Origin of the sequence: Mycolicibacterium llatzerense (assembly GCF_025331195.1) — a bacterium.
GTDB classification, from domain to species: domain Bacteria; phylum Actinomycetota; class Actinomycetes; order Mycobacteriales; family Mycobacteriaceae; genus Mycobacterium; species Mycobacterium llatzerense.
Genome location: NZ_LXOV01000001.1, coordinates 2,316,913 through 2,333,780 on the forward strand (window position 1 = coordinate 2,316,913; position 16,868 = coordinate 2,333,780).

Genomic DNA, 16,868 nt, shown 5'->3' on the forward strand with positions numbered 1-16,868 from the left:
GGCCTCAGCGGGTGCAGGCCAGCGACGGATCCTTGGTCACCGCCATGTGGCGCACCGCGTCGTCGACGCGTTCCTGCGCCAGTTCGTGGGCGTCGACGGCCTGCTGCAGGCGGTCCAGGACGTCCGGCACCTCTTTTGTGGTGATCCACAGCGCGGTGTCGGCGCCGGCCTGCAGGGCTTTGAGCACGGCCTCGGGCACGCTGTAGCGCTGGGTGATGGCGCCCATGCTCGACAGGTCGTCGGTGAAGACGGCGCCGTCAAATGGCCGGCCGCCGTAGGTACCGCTGCGCAGCAGGTCGTAGGCGGCCTTGGACAGGCTGGCCGGATCGGTCTCGGTGAGCCCGGGTACCTGCATGTGGCCGACCATCACGGCGACGGGCTGCTGCGTCGTCAAGGACTGGTAGGGGACCAGGTCGAGGGTCTCCAGCTGGGCCAAGGGCGGGGTGACGACGCCGCCCTTGTGTGAGTCGCCGGACGCGTGGCCATGGCCGGGGAAGTGCTTGAGCACCGGCAGCAGCCCGGCGTCGCGCAGGCCGTCCGCGTACGCCCCGGCGTAGGCGGTGACGGCTTCGGCGGTGTCACCCCAGGCCCGGTCGCCGATGACGGTGCCGTCGGCGGCGGCCGTGATGTCGACGACGGGCGCGAAGTCGATGGTGATGCCGAGTTCTTTCATCGCCTGGCCGCGGAGCCGCGCGATCTCGCGAATCTGTTCTGGGGTCTTCCCGGCGGCGACCAGCTCGCGCGGTGACGGTTGGCTGCCGATGAGGTTCTTCAGCCGCTGCACTCGCCCGCCCTCTTCGTCGACGCTGACTGCCAGCGGCAGCGGCCGCGGTTCCTGCGCCAGGGCGGCGAGGGGAGCGCCGAGCATCGAATAGTCGGTCCAGCTGGTGATGAAGATGCCGCCGACCTCTTGCTCGCGGACGACCGCCTGCGCGTCGGCCAGGTTCTTGACCCCGACCATCAGCAGCTGGGCCAGCTTCTGGCGCGGCGTGAGCGCGGCCACCGTGGCGTCGAGCCGCTGGCATGGGGGCGGCGCCGCCACGGCGACCGTGGCGGCCGTCGGCGGGTGTCCGGCCGGTGTCGGCGCGGGCCGGGGCTTGCTCATGACGGCCGCGATGATCAGGCCGACGACAATCACTGCCGCGGCCGAAGCCAGGACGACTGGCGATTGCAGTCGGCTGCGGGGTGACGGCATACGGCGAACCCTATTCGTTCGGCGCGACGGCGGACCACGGCACGGTCAGCACGCCGTCGCGCAGCCGGCGCCGCGGCGGCTCGAGGGGATGGCCCTCGTCGACCAGCAGGTCGAGCATGGCGCGCCACCGGACGCGCGGCCCGAACACCCCGTGTCCGGCGGTGGTGGCCCAGGCGCGGTCCGCGGCCTGCAGCAGCCGGTGGATCGGCTGGCCCGGAACATTTTGGTGGATAAGCACTTTCGGCAGTCGCTCCGCCAGATCGGAGGGCCGTTCGATGGCGAACGGGTCGCACGACAACGTCAGGCTCACCGGTCCGGCGGCGTCGAGCAGCACCCAGCAGCAGCGTCGTCCCAACTCGTCGCAGGTGCCATCGACCAGCAGCCCGCCCGGTGCCAGCCGCCCCGTCATCTCCGCCCACGCGGCGGGCACGTCGGCGACGTCGTACTGCCGCAGCACGTTGAACGCGCGGACCAAAACTGGTGTGTGACCGGCCAATTCGAAGCCACCAAGACCGAATTCGACGATGTCGCCGGCCAATTCACGCGCCAGCCGCACCCGCTCCGGGTGAATCTCCAGCCCGACGACCCGCACGTCGGCCCGGACCGTGCGCAGCCGCGCGGCCAACTCCACCGTGGTGACCGGAAGCGCGCCGTAACCGAGGTCGACGACGAGTGGCTCGGCCGCGTCGCGCAGCAGTGCCCGGACCCGTGGGGAGTGCACCAGCCAGCGGTCGCTGCGGCGCAGGCGGTTGTACCCGGTGGTGCCGCGGGTCGGCTGGCCGACAATTGAACCCCGTGGCTGGCCGACAATTGAACCCCGTGGCTGGCCGACGGGCGAATTCATGGGCCCGAGTTTATGGGCGGGTCACCAGCGGGCGGCGATCCAGTCGGTGGTGAATTTCTGTTCCAGCTCGATCAGATATCTGAGTTGCTGCCCCAGCATCGCCTCGAGCTTGCCGCCGACCAGCGGGATGCGGACCTCGACCAGCGCGGAGAATTCGAGTCGCGCACCGCCCGCGGTGGGCGACAGGACACCGGAGCCCGTGATGGTGGCCGGCGCACCGGGAACCCGGCTGCGCACCGTCCCGACGGCGCGTCCGTCGGTCAGCGGGCCCCAATGCTCTTCCCGCACCAAGCTGAGGTCACCGAGGTGGAACTGGGTGACGACGCCGGGCAGCCCCGCGGCACGCATGGTCTGGGTGGTGGTGATGTCCGTCCCGCCCTGGCCGTCCTCGGCAAACGAGTCCAGCGTCGACACGTCGGCGCGGCCCTCGGCGAGCCGGTCCAGCCAGTAGTCCTTGCTGCAGAAGGCCTGATGCACCTGCGCCACGCTGCCGAGGTACTCGGCAACCATGTCGAAGGAGCGGGCCATAATCGGCCACGCTACCGTTAGCGGCCGTGGTCAGTTCGGATATCGGGGGCGTTGCGGTCGACTTTGACGTGCCGCTGGCACCCCTGACGTCGTTCCGTGTCGGACCGGTGGCAGCCCGTCTGATCACCTGCGATACCACCGAAAAGGTGGTGGCGGCACTGACCGCGCTGAAGGACCACCCGGGGCCGCTGCTGGTGCTGGCGGGCGGGTCGAATGTGCTGGTCGCCGACGATCTGAGTGATCTGACGGTCGTCCTGCTGGCGAACACCGAGATCACCATCGAGGGCACTGTGGTGCGGGCCGAGGCAGGCGCGCTGTGGGACGACGTGGTCGTGGCCTCGCTGGCGCATGGGCTCGGCGGCCTGGAATGCCTGTCCGGGATCCCGGGCTCGGCCGGGGCGACGCCGGTGCAGAACGTCGGTGCCTACGGGGCCGAGGTGGCCGACACCATCAGCCGGGTCCGGCTCTTCGACCGCGAGACCGGTACGGACAGCTGGGTCAGCCCCGACACCCTGGATTTCGGCTACCGGCACAGCGTGCTGAAGAACTCCGACCACGCCGTCGTGCTGGAGGTGGAGTTCACCCTCGACGCCGACGGCCTGAGCGCACCACTGCGGTACGGCGAACTGGCAACCCGGCTCGGCGCCGAGCCGGGCACCCGCGTCGACGCGCTCGCGGTCCGCGAGGCGGTGCTGGCGTTGCGGCGCGGCAAGGGCATGGTGTCCGACGCCGCCGACCACGACACCTGGAGCGCCGGGTCGTTCTTCACCAACCCCGTGGTTTCGCAGGACGCCTTCGAGCGCATCCGGGCCGCCACAGACGGGCCGGTGCCCAATTACCCGGCGCCGAGCGGGGTCAAACTGGCCGCCGGCTGGCTGGTGGAACAGGCCGGTTTCGGCAAGGGCTACCCCGGTGACGGGGCACCTGCGCGGCTGTCCACCAAGCATGCGCTGGCTCTGACGAACCGGGGATTTGCTGGCAGCACGGACGTGTTAGCGCTGGCCAGAGCGGTTCGGGACGGCGTCAAGGCCGCTTTCGGGATAGATCTCACACCGGAACCATGCTTAATCGGCTGTTCGCTGTAGGTAAATTCAAACCTGTGAGTGTGAACCGGCGACAGATGCTGACTGCGATTGCCGTCGGCACTTCCGGCGTGCTCGCCGCGTGTTCCGACACGTCGGGCGGATCCGGCTCGTCGGCCCCTGCCAAGGAGTCCGCGGCGCCCGTCATCACCTACCGGCCCACCAACGGAGCCACCGATGTCGTGCCGACCAGCAGCATCGGGGTCGACGTCACCGACGGCTGGTTCCAGAAGCTGACCCTCACCAACGGCGAGGGCAAGCTCGTCGCCGGGGTGTTCAACAAGGACCGCACGTCGTTCAACACCGCCGAGCCGCTCGGCTTCGGCGCGACGTACACGTTCGCCGGTTCCGTCGTCGGCCGGGACGGCAAGGCCGTGCCGGTGTCCGCGACGTTCACCACCGTGAACCCGACCAAGCAGGTCAACGGGCAGTTCCAGCTCGCCGACGGGCAGACCGTCGGGGTCGCGGCGCCGATCATCCTGCAGTTCGACTCCTCGGTCACCGACAAGGCCTCGGTCGAGCGCAACGTCAAGGTCGTCACCGATCCGCCGGTCGAAGGCAGTTGGGCCTGGCTGCCCGACGAGCGCGAGGGCGCCCGCATGCACTGGCGGACCCGCGAGTACTACCCGCCGGGCACCAAGGTCAGCGTGTCGGCCAAGTTGTACGGCGTCCCGTTCGGCGACGACGCCTACGGCGCGCAGGACAGCACGCTGGAGATCACCATCGGCCGCCGCCAGGTGGTCAAGGCCGACGCGACCAGCCACCGCATCCAGGTATTCACCGACAGCGGCGTGCTCTTCGATTTCCCCTGCAGCTACGGCGAGGCCGACAAGCCGCGCAACGTGACCCGCAGCGGTACGCACGTCGTCACCGAGAAGTACGCGGACTTCTGGATGTCCAACCCCGCCGCCGGGTACTCGAATGTCCACGAACGCTGGGCGGTGCGAATCTCGAACAACGGCGAGTTCATCCACGCCAACCCGGCCAGCTCGGGCGCGCAGGGCAACACCAACGTCACCAACGGGTGTATCAACCTGTCGACCGACAATGCCCAGGAGTATTTCCAGACCGCCATCTACGGCGACCCGGTCGAGGTGACGGGCACGTCGATCCAGCTGTCCTACGCCGACGGCGACATCTGGGACTGGGCGGTCGACTGGGCCACCTGGGTGTCGATGTCCGCGTTGCCGCCGGCGAATGCGGCACCGGCGGAAACGTCGATCCCGCAGAGCGCACCGGCCACCCCGACCGATGCGCCGACGTACTCGGGCACCCCGACCACCACGACGACACCGCCGCCGCAGGGGCCGGCCACCTCGACTTCGACTTCTACTTCCACGTCGACGTCAACGTCGTCGACGACGGCCGCGACGACGACGTCCACGTCGACCGCGACCGCCGCACCGACCTCCTCGGCGCCGGCGACTACGTCAGCCGGCGGCTGAACCGGCTGTAGGGCGCCTGGTCACGCGGCCGCATGACGATCTGGTCCAGATCGACGTGCGGTGGCCGTGACGCCACGAAACCGATCACTTCGGCGACATCCTCGGCGACCAGTGGCGTGATGCCCTGATACACCGCGTCGGCGCGATCGGCATCCCCGTCGAATCGCACCAGGGAGAACTCGGTCTCGACGGCGCCGGGCGCAATCTCGGTGAGCCGCACCGGTTTTCCGAGCAGTTCACCGCGCAGGGTGCGGTGCAGCGCGCCCTGGCCGTGCTTGGCGGCGATGTACCCCGCGCCGTTGTCGTAGGTCTCCAGCGCCGCGATGGACGTGACGGTGACGATCAGTCCGTCGCCCGAGTCGATGAGTGCGGGCAGCAGCGCGCGCGTGACCCGCAGGGTGCCCAGCACGTTCGTCTGCCACATCCAGTCCCAGTGCTCCAGATCGGCCTCCGCGACCGGGGCCAGGCCCTTGGCGCCGCCGGCGTTGTTGACCAGGATATGAACCGGTCCCAGCCCGCTGACCTGGGCGGACAGCGCGTCCACCGACGCCTGGTCGGTGACGTCCGTCACAACTGCGGTGCCGCCGATCTCGGCCGCGAGCGCGGTGATCCGGTCCGCGCGGCGGGCCGCGCAAACGACGTGAAAACCAAGGGCGGCAAGGGTTTTCGCGGTGGCGGCGCCGATTCCGGAGCTGGCGCCGGTGACCACCGCGACGCGCACGGAGCGTTCGTCAGTTGGCATATGACCGACCTTAGTGGGCGTGCTAAGTTCCTTCCGTGATCATCAGTCAGGCATCCGGCGTCGCTGTGCGGCGTTCGTGTTGTTGTTGTCGCGCTTCGCGCTGCGCCTGACTCACGACACGGATCTCTTCGTCCTAGCTGTCGGCAGGTGTGGCCTCAGGACCCACCAGCCCGACTTCTTCCCTAGGACCCTCAAATGCCTGCTTCTGTTTCCACCGTTGCCACCGCCTCCGGTGTTCGTTCCGCCGCCCACGCCAAGCGCACGCTGCTGGCCCGGCACCACATCGTCGCGCCGTCGCTGCGGGTCGCCGACGCCGCCGCCGGCTCGGTCTTCAGCGCGGCCCGGCTGCGCGGCCCCATCGCCCGGGACGTGATCGCGCAGGCCACCGGTTTGAGCATCGCCACGGTGAACCGCCAGGTCACGGCCCTGCTGGATGCCGGGATGCTGCGTGAGCGGGCCGACCTGGCCGTGGCCGGTGCCATCGGCCGACCGCGCATTCCGGTCGAGGTGAACCACGAACCGTTCCTCACCCTGGGGCTGCACGTCGGCGCCCGCACCACCGCGATCGTGGCGACCGACCTGTTCGGCCGCACCCTCGACGTGGTGGAGACGCCCACGCCGCGCGGCGACCAGAACGCGGCGCTGGCATCGCTGGCCGGCAGCGCGCAGCGCTACCTGAGCCGCTGGCACCGGCGCCGCCCGCTGTGGGTCGGCGTCGCCGCCGGTGGTGTGGTGGACAGCGCCACCGGTCACGTCGACCACCCGCGCCTGGGCTGGGTGGATGCGCCCGTCGGTCCGGTGCTGGCCCAGACGCTGGGGCTGCCGGTGTCGCTGGCGTCGCACGTCGACGCGATGGCCGGTGCCGAACTGCTGCTGGGTGCGCGCCGCTCGTCGGCCGCGTCCGAGTCCTCTACCAGCCTGTATGTGTACGCCCGCGAGACCGTCGGCTACGCGCTGTCGATCGGCGGCAAGGTACACTCGCCGGCCAGTGGCCCGGGCACCATCTCGGGACTGCCGGCGCAGTCGGAACTGCTCGGCGGCACCGGTCGGCTCGAGACCACCGTCAGCGACGAGGCCGTGCTGGCCGCTGCCCGCAAGCAGCGGATCGTGCCGGCGGACGGTCCGTCGTCGACCATCGCCGCGGTGCTGCGTGCGGCGCGGTCCGGCAATGCCGCGGCTGTCGAGCTGCTGGCCGAGCGGGCCCGCGTGCTCGGGTCCGCGGTGGCGCTGCTGCGCGACCTGCTCAACCCCGACGACCTCGTCGTCGGCGGTCAGGCCTTCTCCGAGTACCCCGAGGGGCTGCCGCTGGTCGAGCAGGCCTTCGCGGAGCGAACGGTGTTGGGCGTCAGGGACATTCGGGTCACCACGTTCGGTAATCGGGTGCAGGAAGCCGGCGCCGGCGTGGTGTCCCTCGGTGGGCTCTACGCCGACCCGATCGGCGCCATGCGCCGTGCTCTGCGCGCCGCCTAACTCGTCCCGAAGGCGCTGACGATGTGCAGCGCCAGTTCGACGTAGACGCGGCGCTGGTCGGCGGAGTGTCCGAGGAGCTGTTCGGCCTGCCGGATTCGGTACCGGACGGTGTTCGGGTGCAGGTTCAGGATTTCGCCGACCGCCCTGGCGTCGCTCGCGTGTGCCAGATAGAGCCGCAGGGTGTCGCGTAGCCGTGCCGTCGAATCGTCGGCGGCGGCGAGTGTGCCGAGTTCGCGTCGCACCAACGTGGACATGCCGTCCTCGCCCGCGATACCTGCTGTCAGACAGGCTAATTCGACATCGGCATAGCGGATTGCCTTGGCGCCGCGGCGATGTGCGACGGTCTGCGCGGCGAGCGCTTCGGCGTGGCTGCGGCGGAATCCATCGACGCTTGGATGACAGGTGCCGGCCGACACGTGGACGAACTCGGGCAGTGCGGCGATGTCGTTGTCGGACAAGGTTTTCGACGGTCCTGTCGTGGCCGACCAGCACCACACGGTGCGGGCCCCGCTGCTGATCGTCAACGGCCGGTCGGCGCCGAGGGCGGTGCCGACGGCGACGGGAGTGGCGTCGAGCAGCCGTTGCACATCGGCGTCGACGACGTCGTCGTCGACCCACACGACGAACGCCGTGTGGTGCCGCCGCAGCGGATACGACAGTGCGGTGGTGGCCTCGTCGGTGTCGACGGCCTGCTTGGCGAGGATCGTCCGGACGGTTTCGGCGCGACGAGCGCGGGCGCCGCGCTGCCACTGGTCCCGTTCTTCGGCGAAGGTGACGATCAGCGCTTCCACCATGGTGTCCAGCCAGCTCGACAGTCGCGGCCAGAGTTGCATCAGCACCGCGGCGCGCAACTCCGGGTCGCTGATGTCGGTGACCCGGGTTTCGGTGATGAACTGCCACGCCGACCGCTGGCCGATGCGGTAGACCGCCAGCAGGATCGGTAGTTCGAAGCCGCGGCGGGCGAGCGTGCGCGCCAGGTTGTAGATCTCGGGGGCCGGCCGTATCTCGACGGTCGGGTGCGTCGCGCCGGCGAGGAAGCCCTTCCAGTTCGAGCGGGTGCTCGCATCGAGCTCGCTGCGCAGCGTCGGGTCGGTGAACATCGGCAACGCCTCGGTGATCTCGTCGTCGACCACGGTGACCAGCCGGTCGAGGGCCTGCCGACTTTCCGCCTCCAGGGACAGCTGCGCCAGCCATTCCGCCACGGCCGCCTCGGTCGACATCGATCGCTCCCTTTGTCCGCGCGAACAATGCCGCGCGATTCGTTGTCCTGCCGGACCAAGAATATGGCGGTCGTCACATCGCACCCTGGGAATGGCATAGGTCGCAGTGACAATTCCCGACAGGAGCACCCGATGAACGACGCCCACTACATCGACGGCCGCTGGCAGCCGTCGCACGGCACCGAGCGATTCGACGTCGTCAACGCCGCCACCGAGGACGTCATCGCGACCATCCCGTTGGGCGACGCCGACGACGCCAATGCGGCGGTGGCCGCGGCACGCGCCGCGTTTCCGGGCTGGGCGGCGACGTCGGTGGCCGAGCGCGCCGGCTACCTCAAGCTCGCCGCCGAGGAGCTGCAGCGCCGCCAGACCGAGCTCGCCACGCTGATCAGCCAAGAGGTCGGCATGCCGTTCGCGTACAGCAACGTGATCCAGGCGGGCCTGCCGGTGCAGTCGTTCGTGTCGATCGCCGATCTGGCGCTGAGCTTCCCGTTCGAGGAGCAGGTCCACAACTCGCTGGTCGTCCGCGAGCCCATCGGTGTCGTCGTCGCGATCACGCCGTGGAACTACCCGCTGCACCAGATTTCGGCCAAGGTCGCGCCGGCGCTGGCCGCGGGCTGCACCGTCGTGCTCAAGCCCAGCGAGGTCGCGCCGCTCAACGCCTACCTGCTGGCCGAGGTCTTCGACGCGATCGGTCTGCCGCCCGGCGTCTTCAATCTGGTCACCGGGACCGGCCCGGGTGTCGGCGAGACGCTCGTCGCGCACGAGCAGGTGGACATGGTGTCGCTGACGGGGTCGACGGTCGCCGGGCGCCGGATCGGCGCGGTGGCCGCGCAGACCATCAAGCGGGTCGGGCTGGAACTCGGCGGCAAGTCGCCGCTGGTCGTGCTCGACGACGCCGACCTGATCGAGGCCGTGAGCGACGGCCTGCGCAAGTGCTTCCTCAACTCCGGCCAGACCTGTATCGCGCTGACCCGCATGATCGTCCCGCGCGCCAAACTCGCCGAGGTAGAGGCGATTGCGCGTGCCGGCACCGAGGCCCTGCGGGTGGGTGATCCCTTCGACCCGGCCACCGAACTGGGCCCGCTGGTGTCCGCGGTGCAGCGCGACCGGGTCGTCGGCTACATCGAGCAGGGCATCGCCGAGGGTGCGCGGCTGGTGGCGGGCGGCCCGACCCCGCCCGACGGCCTGGACCGCGGTTTCTACGTCCGGCCGACGGTGTTCTCGGACTGCGCGCCGGACATGGCCATCGTCCGCGAGGAGATTTTCGGGCCGGTGCTCGTCATCCAGGCCTACGACGACGAAGACGAAGCCATCCGCCTCGCGAACGACAGCATCTACGGGCTCAACGCCGCGGTGTACTCCGGTGACCAGGAGCGCGCGATCGCGGTGGCCCGGCGCATCCGGTCCGGCCAGGTGCAGGTCAACGACGGCACCTTCAACATCCACGCCCCATTCGGCGGCTACGGCCAGTCGGGCAACGGGCGCGAATTCGGCAGGTGGGGTCTCGAGGAGTTCCTCGAGACCAAGTCCCTGCAGCTGCCCTGAAACTCCCTGACCCCCAACTACTTCCGAAAGAACCTCTCATGGCCAACGTCTTCACCGCCAAGCAGCGCACCACCCTCACCACCATCGTCGACACCTACGTCGCTTCGGTGCCCCACGACGACGACCCCACCGGATTCTTCGCCGCCAAAGGCAGCGACCTGGGCACCGACGCGGTGCTGGAGCAGTACCTGATCGGCAAGCTGCCCGCCGAACAGTTCGCCGGGCTGCAGCAGCTGCTGGACACCGCCGAACTGGTCGGCGTGAACAACCAGCCGCTGAACGTTCGCGAGGTGATCGTCGGCAATCTGTCGCGCATCTCGCCGGAGGCCAAAGCCGCCATGACGGCGCTGTACACGCTGTCGGTGCTGTTCTCCTACAGCCTGCCCGGCGGCGCCGACGGAAACCCGCTGTGGGCGGGCATGGGGTACCCCGGCCCGGCGCAGCAGCCGCCGCAGACCCCGAAGACGCTGTCGGTGCTCACCCCGTCGGCGGAGACCACGCTCGACGCGGACGTCGTCATCGTCGGGTCCGGTTCGGGCGGTGGCGTCGCGGCGGCGGTCCTGGCGGCAGCCGGCAAGCGCGTGATCGTGCTGGAGGCCGGCGGTTACCGCAACGAATCGGACTTCGTGCAGCTCGAACCCGTGGCCTATCACAACCTGTTCCTGCGGGGCGGCTTCTTCCCGAGTGCCGACGGCATGGTCAGCATCGCCGCGGGGTCGACGGTCGGTGGCGGCAGCACCGTCAACTGGTCCAACTCGCTGCTGACCCCGGCCACCGTGCGCAACACCTGGGCCACCGAGTTCGGGCTGACCGATGTGGCGGGCCCGGAGTTCGACGAACATCTGGCGGCGGTGTTCGAGCGCATCGGCTGCTGCGACAAGGTCGCCGTCCAGAACGGGCCACATCACCGGTTGTCGGAAGGCGCTGCGGCACTGGACTATTCGTACGGCGTGGCCCAGCTCAACATCGACCCGGAACGCTTCGACCCGGCGCTGATCGGCTACAGCGGGATGGGTGATCAGACGGGCGCCAAGCAGGGCACCATGAAGACCTTCCTGCAGGACGCCTCCGATGCCGGCGCGCAGTTGCTGCCGGGCACCCGGGCGGACCGGATCGTCACCCGCGACGGGGTGGCTGCGGGCGTCGAGGCGACCTACACCGACCCGGCCACGGGCCAGGCCTACCGCGTCACCATCAACGCTCCGCAGGTCGTGGCCGCCGCGGGCAGCCTGGAAACCCCGGCGCTGCTGCTGCGCTCGGGCATCGGCGGCCCGGCCGTCGGCACCGGCCTGCGGCTGCACCCGGCGACCCTGGTCAGCGGCATCTACGACGACCGTCAAGAGCCCTGGTTCGGCCCCGCGATGGCCGGGGTGATGAACGAATTCGCCGAAGCCCGCGACGATCACGGCTACCTCATCGAATGTGTGCAGCACCTGCCCGGGCTGTTCACCACCACCGTGCCGTGGCTGTCCGGGGCGCAGCACAAGGAACTCGCCCGGCAGTACCAGAACCGCGCCGACTGGGTGGTCCTGGTCAAGGACCGCGGCGAAGGCAGCGTCACCATCGACGCCAATGGTGAAGGGGTGCACTGGTATCCGTTCACCGATGACCTCGACCGCCGCCATTTCCGGGAGGGCATCGAGACGTCGATCCGGATGCACGCGGCCGCGGGCGCGGGGCAGATTTACGCCGCGGGTCAGCCGTTCGCGCCGTGGCAGCGGGGCGAGGATCTGGAGGCCTTCATCGAGCGGGTCAACCAGCTGCCGATCGGGCCCGGCGGCACCCCGGTGTTCAGCGCACACCAGATGAGCAGCGCGCGGATGGGTGCTGACCCGCAGACGTCTGTCGCCAAGCCGTCCGGGGAACTGCACGACACTCCCGGCGTGTGGATCGCCGACGCGAGCGGCATGCCCACCTGTTCGGGCGTGAACCCGATGATCACCGTCATGGCCGTAGCCCGCCGGACCGCCACCAACATGCTCGCTTGACCGGGTGGGCAACCAGCGGCGCGACGGTGTAAGGATGGAGGGCGTGCGTGTCGCCGTCCTGTCGGTCCATACCTCGCCGCTGGCCCAACCGGGTACCGGCGATGCGGGCGGTATGAACGTCTACGTCCTGCAGAGTGCCCTCGAGTTGGCCCGCCGCGGCGTCGAGGTGGAGATCTTCACCCGGGCCACGTCGTCGACCGACGCCCCGGTGGTGCGCGTGGCGCCCGGCGTGCTGGTGCGCAACGTGGTCGCCGGGCCGTTCGAGGGCCTGGACAAGTACGACCTGCCGACGCAGCTGTGCGCGTTCACCGCGGGCGTCCTGCGCGTCGAGGCCAACCACGAGCCGGGGTACTACGACATCGTGCATTCGCACTACTGGCTCTCCGGACAGGTGGGCTGGCTGGCGTCGGACCGGTGGGCCGTGCCGTTGGTGCACACCTCCCACACGCTGGCCGCGGTGAAGAACCTGGCGCTGGCCGAAGGCGACACCCCGGAGCCGGCGCTGCGCGCAGTCGGCGAGCAGCAGGTCGTCGACGCCGCCGACCGGCTGATCGTCAACACCGAAGACGAAGCGCGGCAATTGGTTTCGCTGCACCACGCGGACCCGTCCCGCATCGACGTGGCATACCCCGGCGTCGACCTGGCGACCTTCACGCCCGGAGACAAGGCCGAAGCCCGTGCGGCACTGGGCCTTTCGCTTGACGAGCAAGTGGTCGCGTTCATCGGCCGCATCCAGCCGCTGAAGGCCCCCGACGTGCTGTTGCGCGCGGCCGCCAAGCTGCCCGACGTGCGCGTCGTCGTCGCGGGCGGTCCGTCGGGCAGTGGCCTGGCCGTACCCGACGGGCTGGTTTCCCTGGCCGACGAACTGGGCATCACCGACCGGGTGACGTTCCTGCCGCCGCAGTCCCGCGAGCAGCTCGTCAATGTCTACCGCGCCGCGGATCTGGTTGCGGTGCCGAGCTATTCGGAATCTTTTGGTCTCGTCGCGGTCGAAGCGCAGGCCTGCGGGACGCCCGTGGTGGCCGCCGCGGTGGGCGGGCTGCCCGTCGCGGTGCGCGACGGCGTGAGCGGTGTCCTGGTCGAAGGCCACGACCCCGGCGACTGGGCCAACGCCATCGGGCGGACGCTGGAGCTGGGGCCGGAGACCCTGCGCGAGGGCGCGCTGCAGCACGCCGCGACATTCTCGTGGGCACACACCGTCGACGCGCTGCTGGCCGGCTACACGCGGGCCATCGCCGACTATCGCGGCCGTCGGCCTCGACGCGACGCCGCGGCACGCCGCAGCCGCCGGTTCATGATCCGTCGGGGCGTACGCGCGTGACGACCTCGACGGCCGTCACTGAGTTGATCGAAGCCACCCTGCGGGCGCACGAACTCGACTTCTCCCACCACGACGGGGGAGTGGGCGGGCGGCCCGGGATCGTCGTGGCGCTGCCCGGCGAGCGCAGGCTGACCACCAACACGCTGCTGAGCGTCGGCGACCACGGCGTGCGCCTGGAGGCCTTCGTCTGCCGCAAGCCCGACGAGAACTTCGAGGGCGTCTACAAGTACCTGCTGCGCCGCAACCGGCGGCTCTACGGCATGGCATACACCCTCGACAACATCGGCGACATCTACCTGGTGGGGCGCATGTCGCTGCACTCGGTGACCGCCGACGAGATCGACCGGCTGCTCGGCCAGGTGATCGAGGCCGTCGACTTCGACTTCAACACCCTGCTGGAGCTGGGCTTCCGCTCGTCGATCGAGAAAGAGTGGAAGTGGCGGCTGGCCCGCGGGGAGTCGCTGAAGAATCTGCAGGCGTTCGAGCACCTGCGGCCTGAGTAGGCGGACGGTACCGGCGTGTCGTTGCCGGGCGTGTCGGGCTGCTGGGGACATGTCCGAACTGCAGCCGTCAGCTTTCCTTGACGGTCAAGGAAAGTTGACGGCGCCGGGCGAAACATGTGGGCGACAGGCCTGCGCGGGACGTCGCAGTCACAGCTCCCGGGTGCGGCGAAGGCCACAAACCCGCACGTGAGAAGATCAGCCGATGCCGACCTTGATCCTGCTGCGCCACGGCGAGAGCCAGTGGAACGAGAAGAACCTGTTCACCGGTTGGGTCGACGTCGATCTCACTGACAAGGGCCGGGCCGAAGCCGTTCGCGGCGGCAAGCTGCTGGTCGAACAGGGTGTGCTGCCCGACGTGCTGTACACGTCGCTGCTGCGCCGCGCGATCACCACCGCCAACCTGGCGCTGGACGCCGCCGACCGGCACTGGATTCCCGTGGAGCGCGACTGGCGCCTCAACGAGCGGCACTACGGCGCGCTGCAGGGCCTCGACAAGGCCGAGACCCTGGCCAAGTACGGCCAGGACCAGTTCATGTCGTGGCGCCGCAGCTACGACACTCCGCCGCCCCCGATCGAAAAGGGCAGCACCTATAGCCAGGACGGCGACCCGCGGTACGCCGGCATCGACGCGCCGCTCACCGAATGCCTCGCCGACGTGGTCAAGCGGTTCGTGCCCTACTTCGAGCAGACCATCGTGCCCGACCTCGAGGCCGGCAAGACCGTGCTGATCGTCGCGCACGGCAACTCGCTGCGCGCCCTGGTGAAGTACCTGGACGGCATGTCCGACGACGAGATCACGGGCCTGAACATCCCGACGGGCATCCCGCTGAAGTACGAGCTGGACGAGAATCTGAAGCCGACGGTGCCCGGTGGCGAGTACCTCGACCCCGAGGCAGCTGCGGCCGGCGCCGCCGCGGTCGCCGCGCAGGGTGCGAAAAAGAACTGATCGCATCAGAACAGTCGGTGAACTCCGGTGAACGCTGGTCGAACACCTGGATTTGTTCATGTGACTTGCACCGTTCTGGCCGCTCGCTGCTGGGATGACGTTCACCTGATGCGTACGATTTCTGCGTGAGCTTGTCGTCCGCGCTGCCTCTGGTGGCCGCCACGGCGCTGCTCGCGTTGGCCCTGGGCATCGCGATCGGCATGCGGTGGGTGCCGCGGCTGAACGACCGCCGCGAACGTCGCACCGCGGAGCAGTCCGGCCTCACGGTGTCGGAGATGTTCGCCCACATCGTGTCCATGTCCCCGCTGGGGATGGCGGTCGTCGACACCTACCGCGACGTCGTCTACACCAACGCCCTGGCCAAAGATCTCGGTCTGGTGAGCGACCGGCTGCTGGACGACCGGGCCTGGGAGGCCGCGCAGCGGACCCTGGCCACCGGGGAAGACGTCGAGTTCGACCTGTCGCCGGCCAAACGGGCGAACCCGGGCCGGTCCCGGGTGGCCGTGCGTGGCCTGGCCCGTCAGCTGACCGAAGAGGACGGCCGCTTCGCGGTGGTCTACGTCAACGACCAGTCCGAACAGGCCCGCATGGAGGCCAGTCGCCGCGACTTCGTCGCCAACGTCAGCCACGAGCTCAAGACCCCGGTCGGCGCCATGGGGCTGCTGGCGGAGGCGCTGCTGGCGTCCTCCGAGGATCAGGAGATGGTCAACCGCTTCGCCGAGAAGATCGTCACCGAATCCACCCGGCTGGCCAACATGGTCGGTGAACTGATCGAGCTGTCCCGGCTGCAGGGCGCCGAGCCGCTGCCTCATCTGGATGCGGTGGACGTGGATTCGGTTGTCGCCGAAGTGGTTTCCCGGCACAAGGTGGCCGCCGACAACGCCGACATCGCGATCACCACCGACGCGCCCCGCGGTTACCAGGTGCTGGGCAGTGAGACCCTGCTGGCGACCGCGCTGGCGAACCTGGTGTCCAACGCAATTTCCTACTCGCCCAAGGGTTCTCAGGTGTCGATCAGTCGGCGCTGCTACGGCGACAACATCGAGATCGCGGTGACCGACCGCGGTATCGGTATCGAAAAAGCCGACCAGGAACGGGTTTTCGAACGATTCTTCCGCGTCGACAAGGCGCGGTCCCGGGCCACCGGCGGCACCGGGCTTGGGTTGGCCATCGTCAAACATGTGGCGGCCAACCACAACGGAACCATCCGGCTGTGGAGTCAGCCGGGAACGGGATCGACGTTCACGTTGTCGATTCCGGCTTATCTCGATTCGGACGACGCTGACGTCGACGAGGGGGATGATCACTCGATGCCATCACAAGGAGGGCGACCGAACCAATGACCAGTGTGCTGATCGTGGAGGACGAGGAGTCCCTGGCCGATCCCTTGGCGTTCTTGTTGCGCAAGGAAGGTTTCGAAGCCACCGTCGTGACCGATGGTCCGTCGGCGTTGGCCGAGTTCGACCGGGCCGGAGCCGACATCGTCCTCTTGGACCTGATGCTGCCCGGTATGAGCGGCACCGACGTGTGTAAGCAGTTGCGCTCACGTTCCGGCGTCCCGGTCATCATGGTGACCGCCCGGGACAGCGAGATCGACAAGGTCGTCGGCCTGGAACTGGGCGCCGACGACTACGTCACCAAGCCGTACTCGGCCCGTGAGCTCATCGCCCGGATCCGGGCCGTGCTGCGTCGCGGCGGCGAGTCCGACGACGTCGTCGGCGCCGACGGGGTGCTGGAGGCCGGGCCGGTCCGGATGGACGTCGAGCGGCACATCGTGTCGGTCAACGGCGACGCCATCACGCTGCCGCTCAAGGAGTTCGACCTGCTCGAGTACCTGATGCGCAACAGCGGGCGCGTGCTGACCCGTGGCCAGTTGATCGACCGCGTGTGGGGCGCCGACTACGTCGGTGACACCAAGACCCTGGACGTCCACGTGAAGCGGCTGCGCTCCAAGATCGAGGCGGACCCGGCCAACCCGGTGCACCTCGTCACCGTGCGTGGGTTGGGCTACAAGCTCGAGGGCTAGTTCCCGCGCT

The 16,868-nt window shown here is 69.3% G+C and carries 14 protein-coding genes and 1 pseudogene; 10 read left to right on the top strand and 5 right to left on the bottom strand.

What is annotated here, in order from left to right; all coding sequences use genetic code 11:
• Positions 1-4: 4 nt before the first annotated feature.
• The 3 genes from A7G45_RS11395 to A7G45_RS11405 are packed head-to-tail and all read right to left on the bottom strand — an operon-like array spanning position 5 to position 2,567.
• A complete protein-coding gene (locus A7G45_RS11395; RefSeq protein WP_260936930.1) occupies positions 5-1,195 on the bottom strand; it encodes a glycoside hydrolase family 3 N-terminal domain-containing protein in 1,191 nt (396 codons plus the stop codon).
• Positions 1,196-1,205: 10 nt separating this feature from the next.
• The gene (locus tag A7G45_RS11400) at positions 1,206-2,039 is read right to left on the bottom strand and encodes a class I SAM-dependent methyltransferase (RefSeq protein WP_260936934.1); all 834 of its coding nucleotides are present in this window, start codon (positions 2,037-2,039) and stop codon (positions 1,206-1,208) included.
• A 21-nt stretch (positions 2,040-2,060) separates the two neighbouring features.
• Positions 2,061-2,567, bottom strand: coding sequence for a DUF2505 domain-containing protein (locus tag A7G45_RS11405; protein ID WP_260936936.1), 507 nt, complete (start codon positions 2,565-2,567; stop codon positions 2,061-2,063).
• A gap of 26 nt (positions 2,568-2,593) precedes the next feature.
• On the opposite strand from A7G45_RS11405, the gene A7G45_RS11410 reads away from it, so the two are divergent.
• Complete coding sequence (locus A7G45_RS11410) at positions 2,594-3,652, top strand: UDP-N-acetylmuramate dehydrogenase (RefSeq protein WP_260936939.1); 1,059 nt, start codon at positions 2,594-2,596, stop codon at positions 3,650-3,652.
• Positions 3,628-4,965 (top strand): annotated as a pseudogene (locus A7G45_RS11415) (L,D-transpeptidase); the annotation flags it as partial. The gene A7G45_RS11410 and the pseudogene A7G45_RS11415, both read left to right, overlap by 25 nt.
• Before the next feature lie 109 nt (positions 4,966-5,074).
• Here A7G45_RS11415 and A7G45_RS11420 read toward each other — a convergent pair.
• Positions 5,075-5,836, bottom strand: a complete 762-nt coding sequence (locus tag A7G45_RS11420) for an SDR family oxidoreductase (protein WP_260936942.1) — start codon at positions 5,834-5,836, stop codon at positions 5,075-5,077.
• Between the two features lie 195 nt (positions 5,837-6,031).
• On the opposite strand from A7G45_RS11420, the gene A7G45_RS11425 reads away from it, so the two are divergent.
• Entirely contained in the window at positions 6,032-7,306 is a 1,275-nt protein-coding gene (locus tag A7G45_RS11425; RefSeq protein ID WP_043984882.1) for an ROK family transcriptional regulator, read from the top strand.
• On the opposite strand, the gene A7G45_RS11430 is transcribed toward A7G45_RS11425, so the two are convergent.
• Entirely contained in the window at positions 7,303-8,526 is a 1,224-nt protein-coding gene (locus tag A7G45_RS11430; RefSeq protein WP_260936946.1) for a PucR family transcriptional regulator, read from the bottom strand. The genes A7G45_RS11425 and A7G45_RS11430 overlap by 4 nt on opposite strands.
• A 132-nt stretch (positions 8,527-8,658) precedes the next feature.
• Here A7G45_RS11430 and A7G45_RS11435 point away from each other — a divergent pair, with 132 nt between their 5' ends.
• The 7 genes from A7G45_RS11435 to regX all read left to right on the top strand — a co-directional run bounded on the left by A7G45_RS11435 (position 8,659) and on the right by regX (position 16,858).
• Positions 8,659-10,074, top strand: a complete 1,416-nt coding sequence (locus tag A7G45_RS11435) for an aldehyde dehydrogenase family protein (RefSeq protein ID WP_260936948.1) — start codon at positions 8,659-8,661, stop codon at positions 10,072-10,074.
• A gap of 38 nt (positions 10,075-10,112) precedes the next feature.
• On the top strand, positions 10,113-12,062 hold the full coding sequence (locus A7G45_RS11440) for a GMC family oxidoreductase (RefSeq protein ID WP_260936951.1): 1,950 nt from the start codon (positions 10,113-10,115) through the stop codon (positions 12,060-12,062).
• A 34-nt stretch (positions 12,063-12,096) separates the two neighbouring features.
• Entirely contained in the window at positions 12,097-13,383 is a 1,287-nt protein-coding gene (mshA, locus tag A7G45_RS11445; protein WP_260936954.1) for a D-inositol-3-phosphate glycosyltransferase, read from the top strand.
• Complete coding sequence (locus A7G45_RS11450; protein WP_260936956.1) at positions 13,380-13,886, top strand: type III secretion system chaperone family protein; 507 nt, start codon at positions 13,380-13,382, stop codon at positions 13,884-13,886. The genes mshA and A7G45_RS11450 overlap by 4 nt, the downstream gene beginning before the upstream one ends.
• Before the next feature lie 202 nt (positions 13,887-14,088).
• On the top strand, positions 14,089-14,832 hold the full coding sequence (locus tag A7G45_RS11455) for a phosphoglyceromutase (protein WP_260936959.1): 744 nt from the start codon (positions 14,089-14,091) through the stop codon (positions 14,830-14,832).
• 125 nt (positions 14,833-14,957) lie between these two features.
• A complete protein-coding gene (locus A7G45_RS11460) occupies positions 14,958-16,175 on the top strand; it encodes a sensor histidine kinase (RefSeq protein WP_260936962.1) in 1,218 nt (405 codons plus the stop codon).
• Positions 16,172-16,858 carry a two-component sensory transduction protein RegX gene (regX, locus tag A7G45_RS11465; RefSeq protein ID WP_043401347.1) on the top strand — a complete coding sequence of 229 codons (687 nt, stop codon included), beginning with the start codon at positions 16,172-16,174 and terminating at the stop codon, positions 16,856-16,858. Before A7G45_RS11460 ends, regX begins: the two co-directional genes overlap by 4 nt.
• The last annotated feature ends 10 nt before the right edge of the window (positions 16,859-16,868 follow it).

What these genes read in the sequence shown, in the direction of transcription:
- A7G45_RS11430 (WP_260936946.1), bottom strand. Translation starts at nt 8,526, where the DNA reads ATGTCGACCGAGGCGGCCGTGGCGGAATGGCTGGCGCAGCTGTCCCTG.
- A7G45_RS11435 (WP_260936948.1), top strand. Translation starts at nt 8,659, where the DNA reads ATGAACGACGCCCACTACATCGACGGCCGCTGGCAGCCGTCGCACGGC.
- A7G45_RS11395 (WP_260936930.1), bottom strand. Translation starts at nt 1,195, where the DNA reads ATGCCGTCACCCCGCAGCCGACTGCAATCGCCAGTCGTCCTGGCTTCG.
- A7G45_RS11440 (WP_260936951.1), top strand. Translation starts at nt 10,113, where the DNA reads ATGGCCAACGTCTTCACCGCCAAGCAGCGCACCACCCTCACCACCATC.
- mshA (WP_260936954.1), top strand. Translation starts at nt 12,097, where the DNA reads ATGGAGGGCGTGCGTGTCGCCGTCCTGTCGGTCCATACCTCGCCGCTG.
- A7G45_RS11425 (WP_043984882.1), top strand. Translation starts at nt 6,032, where the DNA reads ATGCCTGCTTCTGTTTCCACCGTTGCCACCGCCTCCGGTGTTCGTTCC.
- A7G45_RS11420 (WP_260936942.1), bottom strand. Translation starts at nt 5,836, where the DNA reads ATGCCAACTGACGAACGCTCCGTGCGCGTCGCGGTGGTCACCGGCGCC.
- regX (WP_043401347.1), top strand. Translation starts at nt 16,172, where the DNA reads ATGACCAGTGTGCTGATCGTGGAGGACGAGGAGTCCCTGGCCGATCCC.
- A7G45_RS11455 (WP_260936959.1), top strand. Translation starts at nt 14,089, where the DNA reads ATGCCGACCTTGATCCTGCTGCGCCACGGCGAGAGCCAGTGGAACGAG.
- A7G45_RS11405 (WP_260936936.1), bottom strand. Translation starts at nt 2,567, where the DNA reads ATGGCCCGCTCCTTCGACATGGTTGCCGAGTACCTCGGCAGCGTGGCG.
- A7G45_RS11400 (WP_260936934.1), bottom strand. Translation starts at nt 2,039, where the DNA reads ATGAATTCGCCCGTCGGCCAGCCACGGGGTTCAATTGTCGGCCAGCCA.